17 protein-coding genes, 1 other RNA gene and 1 pseudogene are annotated in these 21,624 nt (G+C 53.3%); 10 read left to right on the plus strand and 9 right to left on the minus strand.

What is annotated here, in order from left to right; genetic code table 11:
* The first annotated feature begins 459 nt into the window (after positions 1-459).
* Positions 460-1,086, plus strand: coding sequence for a hypothetical protein (locus QEP12_RS14055; protein WP_280024898.1), 627 nt, complete (start codon positions 460-462; stop codon positions 1,084-1,086).
* Between the two features lie 49 nt (positions 1,087-1,135).
* Here QEP12_RS14055 and QEP12_RS14060 read toward each other — a convergent pair.
* From QEP12_RS14060 to ompA, 9 genes and pseudogenes are all read right to left on the minus strand, one after another.
* Positions 1,136-2,286: pseudogene (locus QEP12_RS14060) on the minus strand (IS3 family transposase).
* Positions 2,287-2,549: 263 nt separating this feature from the next.
* Positions 2,550-3,572, minus strand: a complete 1,023-nt coding sequence (locus tag QEP12_RS14065; RefSeq protein WP_284214636.1) for a YagK/YfjJ domain-containing protein — start codon at positions 3,570-3,572, stop codon at positions 2,550-2,552.
* 254 nt (positions 3,573-3,826) lie between these two features.
* The gene (locus QEP12_RS14070) at positions 3,827-4,054 is read right to left on the minus strand and encodes a helix-turn-helix transcriptional regulator (RefSeq protein WP_219162012.1); all 228 of its coding nucleotides are present in this window, start codon (positions 4,052-4,054) and stop codon (positions 3,827-3,829) included.
* A gap of 316 nt (positions 4,055-4,370) precedes the next feature.
* Entirely contained in the window at positions 4,371-5,381 is a 1,011-nt protein-coding gene (locus QEP12_RS14075; RefSeq protein WP_284214638.1) for a hypothetical protein, read from the minus strand.
* Positions 5,382-5,384: 3 nt separating this feature from the next.
* Positions 5,385-6,602: a tyrosine-type recombinase/integrase gene (locus QEP12_RS14080; protein ID WP_284214639.1), complete on the minus strand. Its 1,218-nt coding sequence runs from the start codon at positions 6,600-6,602 to the stop codon at positions 5,385-5,387.
* A 206-nt stretch (positions 6,603-6,808) separates the two neighbouring features.
* Positions 6,809-7,187: a transfer-messenger RNA gene (gene ssrA / locus QEP12_RS14085) on the minus strand.
* A 13-nt stretch (positions 7,188-7,200) separates the two neighbouring features.
* Positions 7,201-7,881, minus strand: a complete 681-nt coding sequence (locus QEP12_RS14090; protein ID WP_174863255.1) for an HAD family hydrolase — start codon at positions 7,879-7,881, stop codon at positions 7,201-7,203.
* Positions 7,878-8,591 carry a bifunctional 2-polyprenyl-6-hydroxyphenol methylase/3-demethylubiquinol 3-O-methyltransferase UbiG gene (ubiG, locus tag QEP12_RS14095; RefSeq protein ID WP_174863254.1) on the minus strand — a complete coding sequence of 238 codons (714 nt, stop codon included), beginning with the start codon at positions 8,589-8,591 and terminating at the stop codon, positions 7,878-7,880. The genes QEP12_RS14090 and ubiG overlap by 4 nt, the downstream gene beginning before the upstream one ends.
* Before the next feature lie 80 nt (positions 8,592-8,671).
* A complete protein-coding gene (ompA, locus tag QEP12_RS14100) occupies positions 8,672-9,307 on the minus strand; it encodes an outer membrane protein OmpA (protein ID WP_174863253.1) in 636 nt (211 codons plus the stop codon).
* A 237-nt stretch (positions 9,308-9,544) separates the two neighbouring features.
* Between ompA and gyrA the strand changes: the two genes are divergently transcribed.
* The 9 genes from gyrA (at position 9,545) to lapB (ending at position 21,497) form a co-directional block, all read left to right on the plus strand.
* The gene (gene gyrA, locus QEP12_RS14105; protein WP_284214641.1) at positions 9,545-12,247 is read left to right on the plus strand and encodes a DNA gyrase subunit A; all 2,703 of its coding nucleotides are present in this window, start codon (positions 9,545-9,547) and stop codon (positions 12,245-12,247) included.
* Between the two features lie 114 nt (positions 12,248-12,361).
* Positions 12,362-13,468: a 3-phosphoserine/phosphohydroxythreonine transaminase gene (gene serC / locus QEP12_RS14110; RefSeq protein ID WP_174863252.1), complete on the plus strand. Its 1,107-nt coding sequence runs from the start codon at positions 12,362-12,364 to the stop codon at positions 13,466-13,468.
* 130 nt (positions 13,469-13,598) lie between these two features.
* Positions 13,599-14,699: a prephenate dehydratase gene (gene pheA, locus QEP12_RS14115; RefSeq protein WP_284214643.1), complete on the plus strand. Its 1,101-nt coding sequence runs from the start codon at positions 13,599-13,601 to the stop codon at positions 14,697-14,699.
* 12 nt (positions 14,700-14,711) lie between these two features.
* Positions 14,712-15,614 carry a prephenate dehydrogenase gene (locus QEP12_RS14120; protein ID WP_219162040.1) on the plus strand — a complete coding sequence of 301 codons (903 nt, stop codon included), beginning with the start codon at positions 14,712-14,714 and terminating at the stop codon, positions 15,612-15,614.
* A gap of 23 nt (positions 15,615-15,637) precedes the next feature.
* Positions 15,638-17,683, plus strand: a complete 2,046-nt coding sequence (locus QEP12_RS14125) for a bifunctional 3-phosphoshikimate 1-carboxyvinyltransferase/cytidylate kinase (protein WP_284214644.1) — start codon at positions 15,638-15,640, stop codon at positions 17,681-17,683.
* Positions 17,684-17,858: 175 nt separating this feature from the next.
* Positions 17,859-19,541, plus strand: a complete 1,683-nt coding sequence (rpsA, locus tag QEP12_RS14130; RefSeq protein WP_219162042.1) for a 30S ribosomal protein S1 — start codon at positions 17,859-17,861, stop codon at positions 19,539-19,541.
* Positions 19,542-19,648: 107 nt separating this feature from the next.
* Positions 19,649-19,966 (plus strand): integration host factor subunit beta, encoded by a 318-nt coding sequence (locus QEP12_RS14135; RefSeq protein WP_284214645.1) that lies wholly within the window; start codon positions 19,649-19,651, stop codon positions 19,964-19,966.
* An 81-nt stretch (positions 19,967-20,047) separates the two neighbouring features.
* On the plus strand, positions 20,048-20,350 hold the full coding sequence (locus QEP12_RS14140) for a LapA family protein (protein WP_284214646.1): 303 nt from the start codon (positions 20,048-20,050) through the stop codon (positions 20,348-20,350).
* The gene (lapB, locus tag QEP12_RS14145) at positions 20,340-21,497 is read left to right on the plus strand and encodes a lipopolysaccharide assembly protein LapB (RefSeq protein WP_284214647.1); all 1,158 of its coding nucleotides are present in this window, start codon (positions 20,340-20,342) and stop codon (positions 21,495-21,497) included. Before QEP12_RS14140 ends, lapB begins: the two co-directional genes overlap by 11 nt.
* Positions 21,498-21,624 lie beyond the last annotated feature (127 nt).

The following is a 21,624-nucleotide window of genomic DNA, read 5'->3' on the forward strand; positions in this document are numbered from 1 at the left end:
TGGGCTAAAACGAGCAGCTTTAGTGTTCATGACTCAATCCTCTCAGGAGTTGAGCCTCCACGGAAGCCGGTGTGATTCAAACCAGATATATTGACTGCCAGCGAAAGATAGGTATGCACTGCTACACGCAGGGTCTGCCATGGGGATGGTTTATACCAACTACTGCCCAAAGCGAGCGTCCCTCGCTGTGGTGGACGTAGCGTGCCCCCTAGCAGGCCATACCGGTGTTCACCTGTGCGTGTAAAAACAAGGTCACACTCTAGCTCTGAGCGCTCAACTACTTCTAAAAAACCCATCTCTAAGCATGCCTTGTCACAGAGCCACTATGGCTCGTCAACCGCAGCAAGCTTACCCGAGCTATCTTTGAATTTGACGCAATAACTGACATGTAACATAGAGCTTCTTGCCGGAGCCGAATTGCAGGCTACCTGCACACAAACGCCCCCTGGAAAGCGCCCTATGGAACAGACAATTTCACAAGTCACAACTTCGGTTTTCAGCAAGAATGATGAGTTGCGGTATCAGCAACTTGCCTCGCTCTACATTGACGGTAAAACCACCGAGCAGGAAGAAGAAGAGTTCAACGCTTTGCGTCAAAAGAAGATTGCCGCACGTGCGGATAGGGAACGTTGCATCCTGCAGGTAATCAAAGAGGTCACTCAAAACAATATCTCTTTAGCTGAGCTAATCCGTGCAGGTCTAGAACTGCCCAATATTACAGATCTGTACAAAGAGAGCGAAATATTGAAGGCTGCCAAATCCATCAATGACAACTCTCCAGCAAAGGCTGTCGAGCCAGCTAAGGTGAAGACCACTGGCAAAAAGCGCGAAGTCAAAGGCTACATCAAAAGCATCAAAAATTCTGATGAAACAGGCGTTTGGCGCGCTGGGCCACCTAGCTTTTTCAAGGCAGAAGGAGGTTTTGAGACCTATGAGTCTGGAGCCTCTATTGACCAGTGGCTTGTTGATCCTGAAGATAGTCAGAGCAAGATCAAGCTGCTAAAGAAGTTGGAAGAAAAGTCCGGCAAAGCACCAACTCAAGAGCAACTTGGCAGCATCACCGTTGAGAGCTATCAAAATGGATAGCGCAAACGTCGAGATGAGTGCATTGACCTGCCCCCTCTGGCCATACCACTCAATTGGAGAGAGGTCCAAAGGTTTGCAGGTTAACCGATCCTGCTTCGGTAGGTGATGGAACATTGCCGCGATGCTTGGCTGCGAATGCAGCCGGAGGTATCCGTCCAATAGATCCGTGTGGCCGCACCTCGTTGTAGTCCTGCCGCCAACTGGCAATAATTTCTCTTGCCTGGGGCAGGGATTCAAACCAGTTCTCGTTGAGGCATTCGTCCCTGAACTTGCCATTGAAGCTCTCAATGTAGGCGTTCTGCGTTGGCTTGCCAGGTTGAATGAGGATGTGCTCAATTCCTCGTGCCTGCATCCATGCCATAAAAGCTCTACATGTGAATTCCGGCCCGTTGTCAGTTCTGATAGCGTCTGGGTAACCCCTGAATCGAGCGGCTTGATCCAAGATGCGAGTGACATATGCACCGGGCATAGAGTAATCCACCACAATGTCGATGCATTCATGGGTGAAGTCATCTGCAATGGTCAAGCATCTGATGCGTCTACCATTGGCCAATGAGTCGCTCACAAAGTCCAAACTCCAAGTTTGATTCACGCGTGTGGCAGCTACCAAAGGCGTGCGCTGTCCTTGATACTTCTTACCTTTACTGCGCTTGCGAACAGCTAACCCTTGTTCCCGATAAAGCCTGAACACCTTCTTGTGGTTAGTGCCTGGAAATTCCTTGCGCAGCATGTCATGTACACGGCGGTACCCAAAACGGCGTCGCTCTACGGCCACCGCATAAATTCGCTCAGACAAACGCACCGTGAGCTCATCTGGTTAAGGGGGATTACGCCAGCTATCACGAGACAGCCCCACAAGACGACAAGCCCTACGTTCAGAAATCTGGGTGTGCTCCAGCATCTTGGCGATGAGCTTGCGTTTGTCTTGCGGGGCTAGCGCTTTACCCCGGAACCAACCTTTAGCGCTTCCAAATCCAGATGTGCCTCTGCCAAAAGCTTCTTCAGGCGTGCGTTCTCGACCTCAAGATCTTTAAGGCGGCGGACATCATCTGCCTGCATACCCCCGTACTTGGATCGCTATTTGTAGAAGGTGGCTTCACTGAAGCTGCCTTGTCGGCAAACATCTTTGACCGCCAGGCCCGACTCGACCTGCTTAGGAAAGCCAACGATCTGTTGCTCGGTAAATCGACTCTTCTTCATATCCGTCATTCTCTTGGTTGACGGACCTAACTTCCATTCGATTGGTACGGCTCAGAGGGGGCAGGTCAACTGAATATGTTTGCCAGCCTTGTCGACAGTGTTGTCAGACATACCACTGTGACTTGATTAGCAACTGTTGGCACTTCTAGTGAAGTAGGCCAGCTACGATCGCCCCTGATAGGAGCGATACTGGCGAAATCAATCGGTCAACAGCCTTCCCACCAAGGAAAGCTATTCTCTATAACCGTCATTGCATCAGTGGTTTATGAAGTGATCTCGTTTACAGCATCAGTTAGATGAAATTGTTCATTTAAATTTTTTATTTTTTCACCCCGTTCTTTTAATCGTTTTTTTTGTTTTTTACTTAAACCACCTTTACGAAATTTCCTCTTTAATCCATCAATGACTAAAGAAGGAAGTGGGTCAGGTTTAGTCACGTATGAGGACATGAATTCAACTCCATTTTTAAAGTCTTCATCTATCTTGTCAAACAAACCTACGCATCTAGACTTGTACTTGTACTTGTAGAGATGGCTATTTGTATTGCAATTAAAGTATCTACCGATCTGTGGAACAACATTACTGACCCAATGCTTACCAATTAAAGCAGCAATTTTCACATCACTCTTTAATCTAGAGCCATCCATGCAGAAAATTGAATGAACATGCACACCTCTATCTATCCCAAACTCTATCTTCATCGCATGACCTAGCAAATGAGATTTAAATGTTTTTCTCACATAGGCAAGAAGCTCTTGCCAGTCTTTAACTACATTTTGCTGGCAAGCTATAGACTCAATTGAATCTTGATTGTAGTAAAGATCAAGTCTAATTATTAAAATTTTGCTATGAATGAGTTTTAAGTTAAAAAAATACTCTGACAATAAAGCTGAACTGCGTTGACTAACTTTTTCTTCATTTTTAAATGTATTTTGAAATTCTTCGCCTTTTATGATTCCCAACAAAGCTTCAAAGAACTTTCTTATCAACTCATCATTTGAACAACTATTTACTCTGCTCTCAGTGAGTGCTTTATAAACAGATAATGATGTATAGACTCTTCGAACCATACTCTCAAACAAAGCATCTTCTTCATAAGGGCACTCTTCATTAAGAGAGAAAAGAATTACTTTTAACTTCCTGCTTAACCTGGGATCTTTACAAAACCTCAATGATAAGCAAATTCTTCTTGCAGTGACATCAGCCATCTTTATCCAAGCTACTACTGGCAACTGACAAAACAAAGCATCAAGCTCAACTGAGCTATTTTCAATTTCAAAATTCATAAAAGACCTAAAGCCTGATCATCTTAGGATCAGGCTAAGATGATTGGATAGATCTTCTATCTAAGCTTGATGTATAAGCAACCTGCATCAATCTTTCGAATACGATCAACTATATTTGAATTTATTTGTTAATAGACAAATTCCATTATATACATATCCCATTTTTAAATTTCAACTCAAACAGGAAAATCAGCTATTGTTTAAGAGAAATAAAGTCAAGTAAGTCAAAATTCCTTTGAATTTAACTCAAAGAGTTAAACCCCTATAACTTCTTCATTAGACTGCATCTTTCGCTCTATCCAGGCATCAACATGCTCTTCAATCCAGGCAACGGAATTGGCAGTCAACTTGATGGGCTTAGGAAATGCTTCGTCAAAGTACTTAGAATTTTTATTCATTAAGTTGTAGATAGTAGGCTTTGACAACTTCAGCTTTTCGCAAAGATCTTTAATTCTCAAAATTACATAAGGCTTGTTTGACATTTTTCTTCAAAACTTCTAGCCATTCATGATGGCGAGTCATCTCAAAAAAATCGATATGAGTTCTTTGTGACAAAACATCTGTCTAGAAGTAAAAAAATGCCGCCTTCACAACTAACCTAAAAAGAAAAGCATTTGCATTAAGTGGAGTTACCCAAGAATACTCCGTGACCCAGTCTTCCCCTCTGGCTTTCATTCATAGATAGCGAAATCTAGATCGGAAATATATTTCCGCTATTTTGCACCTTCTCATTGATATTTCACCAATGAGAACTACTTAACTTTTCTTGAAAATGGAAGTTACTTACTTCGCAAAATATTAAAAAATAGAAAAAAACTTCTTATCTTTTGCTGAACAAAACCCTCTATCCAAAAGCAACATTTTTGACCAACGATTTACAAAATCAAAACCAGAAGAATCTATAGAAAAAGCATACGGCCAGATATCACTAGCAGGCTTTATGGAAGTAAAAAAACGAGGCTCAAACAAAACTTCATTTGACTCACTGGAAACACAACAATGAATCAAGTTCATCTTGAAATTTTTTAGATCATTAGATTTAAAATTGAACACTAGGATCATCCTCCCCAATGGGAGCAATTTATCTTCGACAAATAAACTTCTTGGGAAAATTTTAAATAAAGAAAATTGAACATTTAAATCAATATACGAGTCATACCTTATCTTTTCAAAAAATAAGCCAGCACAAGCCTTTAAATAACCAATCTCAATGCCTCCTACTTTAGATACGACATCCACAGGAACAACAAAAAGTTTTTTATTGATCGCCAACCCTTCAATAAACCTTTGTGCAATAGTCTTCCTAGCCTCTTCCATGCCTCTTACAAAGTTTCTCTCACTCTCCTTAAATCCTTTAATTGATAGAAGATCAACAATTTCTTCAATCCCAGAATCCAATAAGTTTAAAATTCTCAAAGATGGGTGAAACTGAATAAAAGAATACCTATTACACAATTTATCTAAATCCACCAAAAACAATTCACTCTTTAGAACTTCTAGAATTCTCTCAAGAAAAACAACCTCATCCCAAAAAACTCTAAGTTTTATTTTTCTTTTGTTTTTTAAGATTGATTTTCCAAAACATTCGAAAAACAAGATAAAAACCTCTACCTTCTCGAAGTCAGATATATCTCTAGAGAAGCTTTCAACACCAACCGTCCCTAGGCGCTCTCGCAAAACAGAAGATAGGTAAGAATTAAAATTAAAAGACAACTTTTTTCTATATTCCAGCACTTCATCTGAAAACAATTTACTTTCGAAGCCATTAAGACATTTATCGAGTTTTTGATATAAATTTTTAATTGTCAAAACTCACTCCTTAGACTTCAATGTATCCAAAAAATCTGCCCATGATTGCATCATTGCAGATCGTTGTTTTATATATTTTGTTCTGTTATAAGCCCTGCCGTTAGCATCTTTAACGGCATGAGCAAGCTGTGACTCTATAACTAAAATATCAACCTCAAGCTGCTCATCTAGCATAGTTCTTGCTGATGCTCTAAATCCATGCCATGTATGCCTATCTGAGCTATAACCAAGTGCAAGAAGTGCAGTTCTTACACTATTTTCAGATATTGGTCTTTCTTTGCTTTTTGGTGATGGAAAACAGAACTCTCCATTTCCTGTATAAGCATAAAGAAATTTAAAAATTTCTAATGCTTGTTTTGATAAAGGAACAATGTGAGGATCACCATATTCTTTTCCATGCACTCCGCGCTTCATACGTTGCGCAGGAATTGTCCACATCGACTCATCAAAGTTAACTTCTTCCCATCTAGCCCCACGAAGTTCTCCAGGTCTTTGGAAGACTAAAGGTGCCAGTCTTAAAGCAGATTTAACGACAACGCCACCGTGATAGTTGTCTATCGCTATAAGAAGTTTTCCAAACTCTTCAGGATCAACTATTGCAGCAAAGTGCTTCCCTCTATAAGGTGTTAAAGCACCTTTTAAGTCAACAGTGATATCACGTTCAATGATTCCGGAAGCAACGGCATAGCGCCACACCTGGCCGCAGAGCATCAAAGCACGACTAGCGGTTTCATAGGCTCCTCGTTTCTCTATAAAACGAATAGCCTCCAGCAACTTGGGAGCTTTTATTCCTTCAATTCCAATTCCCCCCAGAAGAGGAAACAGATCGCGCTCTAACTGGCGATAGCAACGATCTGCATGGGTTTCGCTCCACATTTTTCGCTGCTTACCAAACCATTCATTGGCTATGGCTTTGAAGGTGGAGGTGGGCTCGACTGTCTCAGTCTTCTTTTTTGCTTGACGTCGAGCTTCGATTGGATCAACGCCTTCCGCCTTGCCTACCTTCACTCGATCTCTGGCTAACCTTGCAGCTGACAAGCTCACTGAAGGGTATGACCCAAGTGCCAAGCGACTCTCTTTCCCATCGCCATATATTTTTAAGAACCAACGCTTCGAACCTGTGGGACTAACTTCGAGGTACAGGCCTGAAGCGTCTGTGAAACGCGCTCGTTTTCTGTCAGCGGGGCAAGTAGCGTTCTTGCATTCTTTTTCAGTCAGCATCGGTGGGCTCTACAGAGGAGAAATGACTCAAATCGGGGAACAACTCCCAGAATTTTGTACTTTACCCCGTTTGTTCCCCGGCTTGTTCCCCGATAGGGTCTTGGCAGTGATTAGACCGCGTTAGACGGCCATAGACAGTAAGTCATTGATTTACCAAAAGAAAAAGGGGTTCAATGAACTTCATTGAACCCCTTTATACAGGTGGGTGGTGGAGCTGGCGGGAATTGAACCCGCGTCCGCAAGCCTTCGTCAGGCAGATCTACATGTTTAGTGTTCTGATTTAAATCTCACCTTGCATACCGCGCAGACACACGCTACACGCAAAGCCAGCGTCCTTAGATCTCGCTCAATACCAAGGCGCCCGGTACCAAGCCAGCTGATGAAAATTCCCTTGCAGCCGAGAGGTATTGCTACCCCTTTGCCCAGCCCATCAGCGTGCTGTTGCAAGGCTCACCGGATTTAAGCGGCGAGTGCGAAACGTTCGTCGTTTGCAGTTAGTTTTTTTGAATCGAGATTAACGAGCGTAACTCAAGCTCGACATGCACCACACTGATCCCGAACCCACGTCGAAACCAGGACAGCCCCATAAAATCAGATTCTAATTCAAATCAAGCAAGTTCGTGAGTTCAAAGGGAGTATTGATGACAGCATGGGGCTTCCATGACGCCACCGAAGCCAAGCCCCCTGCTCCCAAGTAACCATAAGCAGCGGCGACAGATTGCATCCCTGCAGCATGCGCAGCATGCATATCACGCTCGTCATCCCCAACGTAGATGCAGCATTCCGGCGCATGACCAATGCGTTCTGCGGCCTCCCACAGCGGCATTGGATGAGGTTTGGAATGTGCAGTGGTGTCGCCGCACACTACAGCGCCAGCCTTTGCCAGTACAGCAATTTCTTGCACTATCGACGATGTGAATCGCTCGGATTTGTTGGTAACGATGCCCCAAGCCAGACCTTGATCATGGATAGCTTGCAGCAATGCAGGCACGCCTTCAAATAATTGAGAGTGTTGCCCCATGCAACGCTCATAAGCCACGAAGAACTCTTCTTTCAAGGCTTCAAAATCGGAAGCTTCTGGCGTTACACCCAAAGCAATCCTTAACATACCACGTGCTCCGGCGCCGACAAAAGGGCGATAGCGGGACAGTGGAAGAGCATCCAAGCCCCTGACAATCCGCAACTGATTAGCAGCAAATCCTAAATCTGGTGCACTATCAAGCAAGGTGCCATCAAGATCAAACAACACGGCACTTATGACTCCGGAATGCCAACTCATAACAGAGGACGCCGCGTCGCGAGCATGTAATTCACACTACAGTCTTCGTTAAGCCAGTAGCGTCCTGTTAGTGGGTTATGTTGCATACCCTTGAAATGGGTGACAGCTAGGCCTGCTTGGCGACAAAACGCAGCCATCTCGCTTGGCCTGATGAATTTGCCAAACTCATGCGTGCCTTTAGGCAGCATATTAAGCACATATTCGGCTGCAACAATCGCTAGACCATACGATTTAATATTGCGATTAATCGTCGAGAAAAAAACCCATCCGCCGGGTTTGACCAATGTGGCACATGCACGCACTACTGAAGCAGGGTCAGGCACATGCTCCAGCATTTCCATGCAAGTCACCACATCAAAACTAGCGGGGCGCTCTACAGCAAGCTCTTCCACAGGAACTTCGCGATACTGAATATTGGGCGTACCAGTTTCTAAAGCGTGCAATTGTGCAACACGCAATGATTTGGCTGCCAAATCTACGCCCATCACATTTGCACCTTTGCGTGCCATAGAATCAGCCAAAATGCCTCCGCCGCATCCCACATCGAGAACGTCTTTACCCTGCAAGGACGCATGCTCATCAATCCAAGCCAAGCGCAATGGGTTAATCATGTGCAGCGGTTTGAACTCACTGTCCATGTCCCACCAATGATGCGCAAGGTTTGAGAATTTTTCCAGCTCCGCTGGATCCACATTGATCAAATCGGTCATGGTGATGATTGTGCTACGACTTAAATGCAGAAATGAAAAAGCCCCGTCACCGGGGCTTTTTTGAGGCAATCTATAAAAGATTACTTGCGTGTGCCAACCACTTCGATTTCCACACGACGGTTTTGTGCGCGACCTTCTTTGGTCTTGTTGTCAGCAACAGGCTGCTTCTCGCCCTTGCCTTCTGTGTACACACGGCTCTTGTCGATGCCCTTGGACTCCAGATAAGCCTTCACAGCTTGAGCACGACGCTCGGACAGCTTCTGGTTATAGGCGTCGGAACCCACGGAGTCTGTGTGACCCACAGCAACAATCACTTCCAAATTGATGCCTTGCACCTTGGAAGCCAGATCGTCCAGCTTCGCCTTACCTTCGGGCTTCAGGACAGATTTGTCGAAGTCGAAGAAAGCGTCAGCAGCGAAAGTCACTTTCGATGCTGTAGCTGCTGGAGCTACAGGTGCCGCAGGTGCCGCAGCAGCAGGAGCAGGTTGAGCAGCCTTCACCAGAGCACCGTCGCAACCTTCAGCAGCGGTAGCAGGTGTCCAGTTGGCATCGCGCCAGCACAGCTCATTGGTACCGTTCTTCCAGACCAATTCGCCAGTACCGTTTTGCCAGTTGTCGATGGTCTTACCGCCGTCGGCGGCCTTCACTTGGGCGCCAGCAGCAGTAGCCAGAGCCGCAGTTGCAAACAGGATCGCTACTTTGTTCAGTTTCTTCATGGTTCTCCTCTTGGGGATTAAGCCGCAGTCAAGCTGCGAAATTCATGGACGTCATTAGTGACTATCACCAAGAACGCTGGAAATCATTGTGCCATACGGAATATTCGAATGGCGCGCTAGTGCAACGCCTTGAGGTAGGACAAAAGCGGAATGCCAATTAGTTGTTGCCTAGTAGCAACAATGCATTGCATCTAAAATGATCCACTTCGTCGTCATCGCATAACCCTGCACAACTACATGACCCAGTTTGCCAAAGAAACTTTGCCTATCAGCCTAGAAGAGGAAATGCGCCGCAGCTACCTTGATTACGCCATGAGCGTGATTGTGGGCCGCGCCCTCCCCGACGCGCGCGATGGCTTGAAGCCGGTGCATCGACGTGTGCTGTATGCCATGCACGAACTCAACAACGACTGGAACCGCCCTTATAAGAAGTCGGCGCGTATCGTTGGTGACGTGATCGGTAAATACCACCCACACGGTGACATTGCGGTGTACGACACGATTGTGCGTATGGCGCAAGACTTCTCGCTGCGTCACATGCTGGTGGATGGCCAAGGCAACTTTGGCTCGGTCGACGGCGACAGCGCAGCGGCCATGCGTTACACGGAAATTCGTTTGTCCAAGATTGCCCACGAAATGCTGGGTGATATCGACAAGGAAACCGTGGATTTCGGCCCCAACTATGACGGCTCTGAAAGCGAACCGCTGACGCTTCCAGCCCGCCTGCCTAATTTGCTGGTGAACGGCTCGGCCGGTATTGCAGTGGGCATGGCCACGAACATTCCGCCCCACAACCTGAATGAAGTGGTGGATGCATGCTTGCACCTGCTGCACCACCCAGAAGCCAGCGTGGACGATTTGATGGAAATCGTGCCAGCACCTGATTTCCCTACCGCCGGCATCATCTACGGCATCAACGGCGTCAAGGAAGGCTACCGCACCGGCCGTGGTCGCGTGGTGATGCGTGCCAAGGTGCACTTTGAGGACATCGATCGTGGCCAGCGCCAGGCCATCATCGTTGATGAGCTGCCCTATCAGGTCAACAAAAAGACGCTGCAAGAGCGTATGGCCGAGTTGGTGCACGAGAAGAAAATCGAAGGCATCAGCCACATTCAGGACGAGTCCGACAAGTCCGGTATGCGTCTGGTGATCGAGCTCAAGCGCGGCGAAGTGCCGGAGGTGGTGCTGAACAACCTGTACAAGCAGACCCAACTGCAAGACACCTTCGGCATGAACATGGTGGCGCTGGTGGATGGCCAGCCCAAGCTGTGTAATCTGAAGGATCTGGTGCAGGTCTTCCTGCAGCACCGCCGCGAAGTGGTCACCCGCCGCACGGTGTTTGAGTTACGCAAGGCGCGCGACCGCGGTCACGTGCTGGAAGGCTTGGCCGTGGCGCTGGCCAACATCGACGACTTCATCGCCATCATCCGCAACGCACCCACCCCCCCGGTGGCCAAGGCCGCATTGATGGAAAAATCGTGGGACAGCAAGCTGGTGCGCGAAATGCTCACCCGCACCCGCGAAGACGGTGGCGTGGTCAACGCCGACGACTACCGCCCCGAGTCGCTGGAAAAAGAATTCGGTCTGGGACAAGACGGCCTGTACCGCCTGTCCGATACACAAGCGCAAGAAATCTTGCAAATGCGTCTGCAGCGCTTGACCGGGCTGGAGCAAGACAAAATCGTGGCTGAGTACCGCGACATCATGTCCACCATCGAAGACTTGCTGGACATTCTGGCCAAGCCAGAGCGTGTGTCCGTGATCATCGGTGACGAGCTGTCGGCCGTAAAGGCCGAATTTGGCCAGTCCAAAAAGGGCGAGCGCCGCTCCACCATCGAGTACAGCGCGCAAGACCTCTCGACCGAAGACCTGATCACGCCCACCGACATGGTGGTCACGCTCAGCCACACCGGCTACATCAAGAGCCAGCCGTTGTCCGAGTACCGCGCGCAAAAGCGTGGTGGTCGCGGCAAGCAAGCCACACAGACCAAGGAAGACGACTGGATCGACCAGCTGTTCATCGCCAACACGCACGACTACCTGCTGTGCTTCTCCAACCGTGGCCGCATGTACTGGCTCAAGGTCTGGGAAGTGCCCTCGGGCTCACGCAACTCGCGTGGCCGCCCCATCGTCAACATGTTCCCGCTGCAAGAAGGCGAGAAGATCAACGTGGTGCTGCCGCTCACGGGCGACAACCGCACCTTCCCCGAAGATCATTACGTCTTCATGGCCACCAGCATGGGCACCGTTAAAAAGACGGCGCTGACCGAGTTCAGCAACCCGCGCAAGGCCGGCATCATTGCCGTGGGCCTGGACGAAGGCGACTTCCTGATTGGTGCAGCGCTGACCGACGGCAAACACGACGTGATGCTGTTCTCGGACGGCGGCAAGGCGGTGCGCTTTGACGAAAACGATGTGCGCCCCATGGGCCGCAATGCGCGCGGTGTGCGCGGCATGAACATCGACGACACACAAAGCGTGATCGCCATGCTGGTCGCTGAAGCGGAGGCCGAGCCCGGCACCGCAGGCGCTGAAGGCGCTGTGGCTGGCGCACAAAGTGTGCTGACCGCAACCGAAAACGGTTACGGCAAGCGCACCCACATCAGCGAATACACCCGCCACGGCCGTGGCACCAAGGGCATGATTGCCATCCAGCAGTCCGAGCGCAACGGCAAGGTCGTGGCCGCCACCTTGGTGGCTGCCGAAGACGAAATCATGCTGATCACCGACAAGGGCGTGCTGGTGCGCACCCGGGTGGCTGAGATCCGCGAGATGGGCCGCGCCACCCAGGGTGTCACGCTGATGGCGCTGGACGAAGGCGCCAAGCTGATTGGCCTGCAGCGCATTGCGGAAAACGATGCCGCGGGCGCAGATGCAGAAGGTGACGGAGACGGTGAAGCCGACAACGGCGCGGCACCAGATACCACCACCGAGCAATAAAGCACGACACCCCACTGCGCAGGCCGTGGGGTGTTTTTTCACCTAAGATAGCTTTTTTGATAGCTGCCAGCGCGGACATGCTCTGCACTGGCGCGTGATTTGACTGTAAGAACGATGAGCCGCCCTTTCAATTTCTCCGCAGGCCCCGCCGCCATTCCTGAAGAAGTCCTGCAGCAAGCTGCTGCCGAAATGCTCAACTGGGGCGGCTCGGGCATGGGCGTGATGGAGATGAGCCACCGCGGCAAAGAGTTCATCAGCATCTACGAAGCGGCGGAAGCCGATCTGCGCGAGCTGCTGGCCGTGCCCAGCAACTTTCACATTCTGTTTATGCAGGGCGGCGGCTTGGCTGAAAACGCCATCGTTCCGCTGAACCTCTCCCAAGGAGGCGCGGTGGACTTTGTGGTCACCGGCAGCTGGAGCCAAAAGTCCTACAAGGAAGCCGCCAAGTACGCCAGCAGCCGTTTGGCCGCTAGCGGCGAAGCCAGTGGTTTCACCAGCGTGCCTGATGCCTCCACCTGGCAGATTGGCGCTGATGCGCAGTACGTGCACCTGTGCAGCAACGAAACCATCCACGGCGTGGAATTCCAGGAGTTGCCCGATTTAAAGGCACTGGGCTGCGATGCGCCGCTGGTGATTGATTTTTCGTCCAACGTGGCCTCGCGTGCGCTGGACTGGAGCCGCGTGGGCCTGGCCTTTGGCGGCGCGCAAAAGAATATTGGCCCGGCGGGCCTGACTATCGTCATCGTGCGCGACGATTTGCTGGGCCGCGCACTGGACATCTGCCCCTCGGCCTTCAACTACAAGACCGTGGCCGACAACCAGTCCATGTTCAACACCCCACCCACCTGGGGCATTTACATGGCGGGTTTGACCTTCCAGTGGCTCAAGCGCCAGCGCGAAGGTGATCTGACCGGCGTTGCCGCGATGGAAGCTCGCAACCAAGCCAAGGCCGAATTCTTCTACCGCTACTTGGACAATTCCCAGCTGTATGTCAACAAGGTGGATGCCGCTTACCGCTCGCGCATGAACATTCCGTTTTTCCTGCGCGAAGAAAGCCGCAACGAGGCTTTCCTGGCAGGCGCCAAGGAGCGCGGCCTGCTGCAACTCAAGGGCCACAAGTCGGTCGGCGGAATGCGCGCCAGCCTGTACAACGCCATGCCGATGGCAGGTGTGCAAGCTTTGGTGGCATACATGCAAGACTTTGAGCGCACCAGCGCCTGAAGCCCACCCAGCAAACCAGACATTCAAAATTAAGAGCTGCCAGCGCCTTCTTCACAAAGACTTCAGACATAAAACTATCTGAAACCCTTTAAAAACAAGCGCTAGCTGCTCTGCTTTTTTCGAGGAAGCCATGAGCACAGAACCCCAAGCCACGCCAGAGCTGCTGCAGCTGCGCAACCAGATTGACAGTCTGGACAAACAGTTGTTGGAGCTGGTCAACCAGCGCGCCCTTGTGGCCGAGCAGGTGGGTGAGCTGAAGAAAAAAGAAGGCTCCACCTTTTTTCGCCCGGACCGTGTGGCACAGGTGATCGAGAAGATCAAAACCTATAACCCCGGCCCGCTCAAAGGCGCGCACGTGGCCGCCATCTGGCGCGAGATCATGTCCGCCTGCCTGGCACTGGAATCGCCCCAGCGCGTGGCCGTGCTCGGCCCTGAAGGCACCTTCACCGAAGAAGCCGCCGTGCAGTACTTTGGTGGTGCGGCCGACTTTCTGTACTGCAACACCTTCGAGGAAGTCTTTCATGCCACGGCCGCCGGCAGTGCCCAGTACGGCGTGGTGGGCGTGGAAAACTCTACCGAAGGCGTGGTCAACCGCACGCTGGACATGTTCCGCAACACGCCCTGCCACATCGTGGGCGAGGTCAGCCTGCTGATTCGCCACCACCTGCTGCGCAGCACCAATACGCTGGAAGGTATTGAGGTGGTAGCCGCCCACCCCCAGGCCCTGGCGCAATGCCACGCCTGGCTGTCCCAGCACCTGCCACACGCCGAGCGTCGCCCGGTTGAAAGCAACGCCGAAGGCGCACGCCTGGCCGCACAAAACCCCACCTGGGCCGGCATCAGCAGCGAACGCGCCGCGCAGCAGTTTGGCCTGCACATCGTCAGCCATGCCATTCAGGACGATGCTTACAACCGCACGCGCTTTGCCATCATCTGCCTGCCGCACACGCTGGCCACGCCCGCGCCCACCGGCAAGGACTGCACCAGCTTGGTCATCTCCGTGCCCAACCGCCCCGGTGCCGTGCACGATTTGCTGGTGCCTCTGAAGACGCACGGCGTGTCCATGACACGTTTTGAATCGCGCCCCGCGCGCACAGGTCAGTGGGAGTATTACTTCTACATTGACCTGGAAGGCCACCCCGCCCAGCCCAACGTGGCGGCGGCACTGAGCGAGTTGCAAGCGCTGTCGGCGTTCTACAAAGTGCTGGGCACCTACCCGACCCCGGCTTAAGGACGCGGCGCCATGTTTGAACAGTTAGGACTGATTGGCTGCGGCCTGATGGGCGGCTCGTTTGCACTGGCTTTGAAAAAAGCAGGCCTGGTACAACGTGTCGTGGGCTACAGCAAGTCCCCCACTACCACCGCCCGCGCCCTGCAAATGGGGGTGATTGATGTGGAAGCGCCCTCGGCCTTGCTGGCCGCTGCCGGTGCCGACCTGGTGCTGTTGGCCGTGCCCGTGGGCGCTACCGAAGCCACACTCAAATCCATCAAGCACTTGGTCACGCCCGAGATGCTGATCATGGATGTCGGCTCCACCAAAGGCGATGTCGTGCAAGCAGCACGCAATGCGCTGGGCAACCAGATCGCCAGTTTTGTGCCCGCCCACCCCAATACCGGCAAAGAAGTGGCGGGCGTGGCCCATGCCGATGCCGACTTGTACCGGGGTGCCAAAGTCATATTGACCCCCACCGAGCGCACCCTCACCAGCCATTTGCACAAGGCGCAGGCGCTGTGGACGGCGCTGGAATGCGATGTGCGCGTGATGTCCCCCGAGACGCACGACGCAGCCTTTGCCGCCGTCAGCCACCTACCCCATATGCTGGCGTTTGCCATGATGCAAAGCGTGATGCGCCAGCCGCAAGCAGACGCCTTTCTGAGCATTGCAGGCCCGGGCTTTCGTGACTTCACCCGCATTGCAGCGGGCGACCCCAAGATGTGGCGCGACATTTTGCTGGCCAACAAAACCGAGGTGCTGGCCCAAGCCGCACAGTTCAAGCACGCCGTGCAAGCTTTTGAAGACGTGCTGCAATCGGACAATGCCCAGGCCTTGGAAGACATGATTACCTTGGCCAGCGCAGCCCGCGCGCAATGCCGCTTCAATGCGCCGCAAGCTGCTGCCCATGGCGCGCCCGACCCCGCCGCCTGACCCTCTTTTTTGCCTGTTTGCGCATGTACACCACCGCTTTCCTTGACCTTCCACACCTGGCCTCGGCCTGCGGCAGCGTACAGCTGCCCGGCTCCAAGAGCATCTCTAACCGCGTGCTGTTGCTGGCGGCTTTGAGCCAAGGCACCACCACCGTGCATGACCTGCTCGACTCCGACGACACCCGCGTCATGCTCCAAGCCTTGCAGCACATGGGCTGCGTGGTGGAGCCTTCTGCGGTGGTTGCGGGCCAGCCGTTGCGCATTACCGGCATCGACGGGTTTTTACCCAACAACGCACGGAGCCAGCTGTTTTTAGGCAACGCCGGTACTGCTATGCGCCCCCTGACGGCGGCCTTGGCGGTGCTGGGGGGCAGTTTTGAGATGACGGGTATTCCCCGCATGTACGAGCGCCCGATTGGCGACCTGGTCGATGCGCTGCGCCAGCTGGGCTGCAAGATTGATTACCTGAAAAATGAGGGCTTTCCGCCGCTGCACATCGGCCAGCCCGACTTCAGCCAGCTCAGTGATGCCCCCATTCAGGTGCGTGGCGATGTCTCCAGCCAGTTCCTGACCTCGCTGCTGATGGCGCTGCCGCTGCTGGCCACAGACCGCCAGATCACCATTGAAGTGGTGGGCGAGCTGATCTCCAAGCCCTACATCCACATCACGCTGGAGTTGCTGGCGCGCTTTGGTATTGCGGTGCGCAACGACAACTGGCAGCGCTTTGTGATCCCCGCAGGCAGCCGCTACCAGTCCCCCGGTGATATCCACGTCGAGGCTGACGCCTCGTCCGCTAGCTACTTCATAGCACTTGGCGCAATAGCAGCCTGCGATAGCAGCCAAAATGATTCAAAAAATGGCATCCAGGTGCTGGGTGTGGGCAAAGACTCCATCCAGGGCGATATCCGCTTTGTGGAAGCCGCCCAGGCCATGGGTGCCGTGGTGGAGAGCGGCCCCAATTGGCTGCACATCTCGCGCGGCGCCTGGCCCCTCAAGGCGATTGACCTTGATTGCAACCACATCCCCGACGCCGCCATGACGCTGGCCGCCATGGCCTTGTACGCCGACGGCACCACCACGCTGCGCAACATTGCCAGCTGGCGCGTCAAAGAAACCGACCGTATCGCCGCCATGGCCTGCGAGTTGCGCAAACTGGGCGCCAGCGTGGAAGAAGGCCAGGACTTCATTCGCATTACGCCACCGGCATCACCTGTGGATTGGAAAGCCGCCAGCATCCACACCTATGACGACCATCGCGTGGCCATGTGCTTTTCGCTGGCAGCCTTCAACCCCGCAGGGCTGCCGGTGCGCATTGAGGATCCGAAGTGCGTAGCCAAAACCTTCCCGGACTATTTCGAAGCATTGTTCAGCGTGTCCCAAGCCTCCCAACCCGCACCCGTCATCTGCATCGATGGCCCCACTGCCTCGGGCAAAGGCACCATCGCCGCCCTCGTAGCAGAAAAATTAGGCTTTGCGCTGCTGGACTCCGGCGCGCTTTACCGGATTACCGGACTGGCAGCTTCGCGCGCAGGCATCGCCATCACAGAGGCTAACGCCTCAGCCATTGCAGACCTTGTGTGCAGCAAGGCCATTACCTTCACGCCAGACCACCGCGTGTTGCTCGATGGCGATGACATCTCCCTGGCAATTCGTACCGAAGAAGCCGGCATGAATGCCTCGCGCGTGGCCGTTTTCCCGGCAGTGCGCCAAGCGTTGCTGCAGGTACAGCGCGATTTCCGCCGGTTGCCCGGCCTGGTGGGCGATGGCCGTGACATGGGCACCGTCATCTTCCCAGATGCGCCTTTGAAGGTCTACTTGACGGCCACCGCCGAATGCCGCGCAGAAAGGCGTTACAAGCAATTGATTTCCAAAGGGCTTTCTGCTAATATGGCAGACCTTTTAGCGGATCTTCAGGCCCGCGACGCGCGCGATATGCATCGCGCTGCAGCGCCCCTGAAGCCCGCCGAAGATGCTCTTTACCTCGACAACTCCAGCGGCACGATCGATGAGGCCGTGCAACAGGTGTTGACTTGGTGGGAGCAACGCCAGCCTTTTACCGCCAGCGCGTAAGCACTGGAGAGAGAACTGGCACTGGCCCGCACACCACATTCGCGCCGTTGACGCACTGGTGCTGCGGTTGTCTAACCTTTAACCCCGCAGGCTTTTTACCTGCAACCTCCGCTTACAGCCATAAAAACGCGCAGCAATCGTGCTACCGGAAACCTGTACGCGGACAAGGAACTACATGTCTGAATCTTTTGCCGCCCTATTTGAAGAATCGTTGCAACGCACTGAAATGCGTCCCGGCGAAGTTATTACCGCTGAAGTCGTGCGCGTTGAGCACAACTTCGTGGTGGTGAACGCTGGCTTGAAGTCCGAAGCCTATGTGCCAATCGACGAATTCAAGAACGACCAGGGCGAAATCGAAGTGCAAGTGGGCGACTTCGTGTCCGTTGCCATTGGCTCGATTGAAAACGGCTACGGCGACACCATCCTGTCGCGTGACACCGCCAAGCGTCTGGCTTCCTGGCTGTCGCTGGAAAAGGCGCTGGAATCTGGCGAATTCGTGACCGGCACCACCTCCGGTAAGGTCAAGGGCGGCCTGACTGTGCTGGTCAACGGCATCCGTGCATTCTTGCCCGGCTCGCTGATCGACACACGTCCTGTTAAGGATCTGACTCCTTACGAAAACAAGACTCTGGAATTCAAGGTCATCAAGCTGGATCGCAAGCGCAACAACGTGGTGCTGAGCCGCCGCGCTGTGGTGGAAGCCTCCATGGGCGAAGAGCGCGCCAAGCTGATGGAAACCCTGAAGGAAGGCGCTATCGTGCAGGGCGTGGTCAAGAACATCACCGAATACGGTGCGTTCGTGGACCTGGGCGGCATCGATGGTCTGCTGCACATCACCGACATGGCATGGCGTCGCGTGCGTCACCCATCCGAAGTGGTGACAGCTGGCCAAGAAATCATGGCCAAGATCCTGAAGTTCGACACCGAAAAGAACCGCGTGTCCTTGGGTCTGAAGCAAATGGGCGACGACCCATGGATGGGCGTTGCACGTCGCTACCCCTCCGCTACTCGCCTGTTCGGTAAGGTCACCAACATCGCTGACTACGGCGCATTCGTGGAACTGGAACCCGGCATCGAAGGCCTGGTGCACGTTTCCGAAATGGACTGGACCAACAAGAACATCGCTCCTTCCAAGCTCGTGTCTTTGGGCGACGAAGTGGAAGTCATGGTTCTGGAAATCGACGAAGACAAGCGTCGCATCTCCTTGGGCATGAAGCAATGCAAGGCCAACCCATGGCAAGACTTTGCACAGAACACTAAGCGCGGCGACCGCGTGAAGGGCCCCATCAAGTCCATCACCGACTTCGGCGTGTTCGTGGGTCTGGCTGCCGGTATCGACGGCCTGGTGCACCTGTCTGACCTGTCTTGGAACGAAACCGGCGAAGCCGCCGTGCGTAACTACAAGAAGGGCCAAGAAGTTGAAGCCATCGTGTTGGGCGTGGACGTTGAGCGCGAGCGCATCTCCCTGGGCATCAAGCAACTGGACAGCGACCCCTTCACCACATTCACTACCGTGAATGACAAGGGCCAGATCGTGACCGGCAAGGTCAAGACTGTGGACGCCAAGGGCGCTGAAATCGATCTGGGCGACGACATCGTGGGTTACCTGCGCGTGTCCGAACTGTCCCGCGATCGCGTGGAAGATGCTCGTTCCGTCCTGAAGGAAGGCGACGAAGTGACTGCTGTGGTGATCAACGTGGATCGCAAGACCCGCAACATCCAGCTGTCCATCAAGCAAAAGGACATGGTTGAACAGCAAGAAGCCATGGCTTCCCTGTCGGCCCAGTCGTCCAAGGAAAATGCCGGTACAACCAGCCTGGGTGCTCTGCTGCGCGCCAAGCTGGACGCCGACAAGTAATAAGTCTTTGACAACTGCTCACGATTGAGCAGTTTCCAAGACCCCCGGCGGGCGCTGTCAAAGCGCCCGTCGTTTTTTCCAAGTACCGTTCTTGGGATGATTGCTTCATGACCCGATCTGATTTAGTTGAAGAGTTGGCAGCCCGTTTTGCCCAACTCACCCAGCGTGACGCCGAACACGCCGTCAAAACCATTCAAGACGCCGTCAGCGACGCCTTGGTGCAAGGCCAGCGCATTGAAATTCGTGGTTTTGGCAGCTTCTCTGTCTCTCGTCGCCCTGCCCGTATTGGGCGCAATCCACGCAGCGGCGAATCAGTGCATATTCCCGAAAAGCGTGTGCCACACTTCAAGCCCGGCAAGGCCTTGCGCGAAGCCGTGGACTTTCAAACCCCTCCTGCACAGCCTGTAGCCCCGGCTGCAGACTAAGGCAATCACCAGCAAACATGCCGTGATTGCCCGCTGGCCCGCCGGTGCGCCTAAAATTCAAGGCAATAAGGAAGGGCTCGCATGAAATATCTGCTGTGGCTGCTCAAGGCAGCCATTTTTTTCACCCTGTTTGCCTTCGCGCTCAATAACCAGCAAACCGTCACCGTGCACTTTTTCTTTGGCACGTTCTGGCAAGCACCGCTGGTGCTGGTGGTGCTGGCAGCATTTGTAGGCGGTCTGATTGCAGGTGTGCTGGTCATGGTGCCGCGCTGGTGGAAACACCGCAGCACCGCAGCCAAACTGAGCCAGCCTGCAGCCCCTGAAGAAGCCGCAGCGGCTACCGCCTCCCCTGACCCACTTCCTCCGACCATCCATGGACTTTGATCTCAGCTGGATTCTTCTGGGGCTGCCCCTGGCTTTTGTGCTGGGCTGGCTGGCCTCGCGCATGGACCTGCGCCAAGTGCGCCAAGACAACCGCCAAGCACCCAAAGCCTATTTCAAGGGTCTGAACTTTTTGCTCAACGAGCAGCAAGACAAAGCAATTGACGCCTTCATCGAGGCCGTGCAAAACGACCCTGAGACTGCGGACCTGCACTTCGCCTTGGGCAACTTGTTTCGCCGCCGTGGTGAATACCACCGCGCCGTGCGCGTGCACGAGCACCTGCTCTCGCGTGCAGATTTAAGCCGTGAAGACCGTGACCGCGCCCAGCACGGCCTGGCGCAAGACTTTCTGAAAGCGGGTCTGCTTGATCGTGCCGAAGAGGCCTTGCGTCGCCTTGAAGGTTCTGCCTACGAAGCCGAAGCACGCCTGGCCCTGCTGGCGATTTACGAGCGCTCACGCGATTGGGAGCAGGCGGCCGAGATTGCCCGCCGCATGCAGACAGCCAACCAAGGCGATTTCAGCGGGCGCTTGGCCCACTACCTGTGCGAGCAAGCGACTGAACAAGCCAGCCACGCCCAGCTGGACACCGCCCACCAACTGCTGCAGGAAGCGGTGCGCATTGCCCCGCAAACACCACGCCCCCGCATTGAGCTGGCGCGTATTCAGCACCGGCTGAACCAGTCGCAAGCTGCTTGGCAGACGCTGCAAACCTTGGCACAAACCACGCCCCAGGGTCTGCCACTGGCAGCACCGCTGATGCTGGAAGTGGCTGCCGCCACGGGCCAGCAAGACGCTGCCGCGCAACTGCTGCGCGCGCGCTATGCGCAAATGCCTTCGCTGGACTTACTTGATGCCCTGGTCGCACTGAACACGGCACCGGCAGAGGGCGAGGGCCAAAGCCGTGACTGGTATGTGCAGCACTTGGCCAAAGAGCCGTCGTTGGTGGCTGCCACCAAATGGCTGGCTGGCGAGAAACTGGAGCACGAAGAGCACCACCCTGCCGTACAAAAAGCCCTGGAACACGCCAGCAAGCCGCTCAGCCGCTACCGCTGCGCCGCTTGCGGCTTTGAAGCACGCCAGCATTTCTGGCATTGCCCCGGCTGCCAAAGCTGGGACAGCTACCCCGCCCGTCGCGTCGAAGAGCTGTAAACAACATACTCCCCAAAAAAGAGCTGCTACCGCTGTATTTGCAACGATTTCCGATAGATAACATAGGGAAAGTCAGCAAAGATCAGCGCTAGTAGCTCTTTTTTTATCAGCTTACAGCCACGCTCTG

This window comes from Comamonas jiangduensis (genome assembly GCF_030162955.1).
GTDB classification, from domain to species: domain Bacteria; phylum Pseudomonadota; class Gammaproteobacteria; order Burkholderiales; family Burkholderiaceae_C; genus Comamonas; species Comamonas jiangduensis.

What these genes read in the sequence shown, in the direction of transcription:
- ompA (WP_174863253.1), bottom strand. Translation starts at nt 9,307, where the DNA reads ATGAAGAAACTGAACAAAGTAGCGATCCTGTTTGCAACTGCGGCTCTG.
- rpsA (WP_219162042.1), top strand. Translation starts at nt 17,859, where the DNA reads ATGTCTGAATCTTTTGCCGCCCTATTTGAAGAATCGTTGCAACGCACT.
- serC (WP_174863252.1), top strand. Translation starts at nt 12,362, where the DNA reads ATGAGCCGCCCTTTCAATTTCTCCGCAGGCCCCGCCGCCATTCCTGAA.
- QEP12_RS14125 (WP_284214644.1), top strand. Translation starts at nt 15,638, where the DNA reads ATGTACACCACCGCTTTCCTTGACCTTCCACACCTGGCCTCGGCCTGC.
- QEP12_RS14055 (WP_280024898.1), top strand. Translation starts at nt 460, where the DNA reads ATGGAACAGACAATTTCACAAGTCACAACTTCGGTTTTCAGCAAGAAT.
- QEP12_RS14065 (WP_284214636.1), bottom strand. Translation starts at nt 3,572, where the DNA reads ATGAATTTTGAAATTGAAAATAGCTCAGTTGAGCTTGATGCTTTGTTT.
- lapB (WP_284214647.1), top strand. Translation starts at nt 20,340, where the DNA reads ATGGACTTTGATCTCAGCTGGATTCTTCTGGGGCTGCCCCTGGCTTTT.
- QEP12_RS14120 (WP_219162040.1), top strand. Translation starts at nt 14,712, where the DNA reads ATGTTTGAACAGTTAGGACTGATTGGCTGCGGCCTGATGGGCGGCTCG.
- ubiG (WP_174863254.1), bottom strand. Translation starts at nt 8,591, where the DNA reads ATGACCGATTTGATCAATGTGGATCCAGCGGAGCTGGAAAAATTCTCA.
- QEP12_RS14080 (WP_284214639.1), bottom strand. Translation starts at nt 6,602, where the DNA reads ATGCTGACTGAAAAAGAATGCAAGAACGCTACTTGCCCCGCTGACAGA.
- QEP12_RS14140 (WP_284214646.1), top strand. Translation starts at nt 20,048, where the DNA reads ATGAAATATCTGCTGTGGCTGCTCAAGGCAGCCATTTTTTTCACCCTG.
- gyrA (WP_284214641.1), top strand. Translation starts at nt 9,545, where the DNA reads ATGACCCAGTTTGCCAAAGAAACTTTGCCTATCAGCCTAGAAGAGGAA.
- pheA (WP_284214643.1), top strand. Translation starts at nt 13,599, where the DNA reads ATGAGCACAGAACCCCAAGCCACGCCAGAGCTGCTGCAGCTGCGCAAC.
- QEP12_RS14135 (WP_284214645.1), top strand. Translation starts at nt 19,649, where the DNA reads ATGACCCGATCTGATTTAGTTGAAGAGTTGGCAGCCCGTTTTGCCCAA.
- QEP12_RS14090 (WP_174863255.1), bottom strand. Translation starts at nt 7,881, where the DNA reads ATGAGTTGGCATTCCGGAGTCATAAGTGCCGTGTTGTTTGATCTTGAT.
- QEP12_RS14070 (WP_219162012.1), bottom strand. Translation starts at nt 4,054, where the DNA reads ATGTCAAACAAGCCTTATGTAATTTTGAGAATTAAAGATCTTTGCGAA.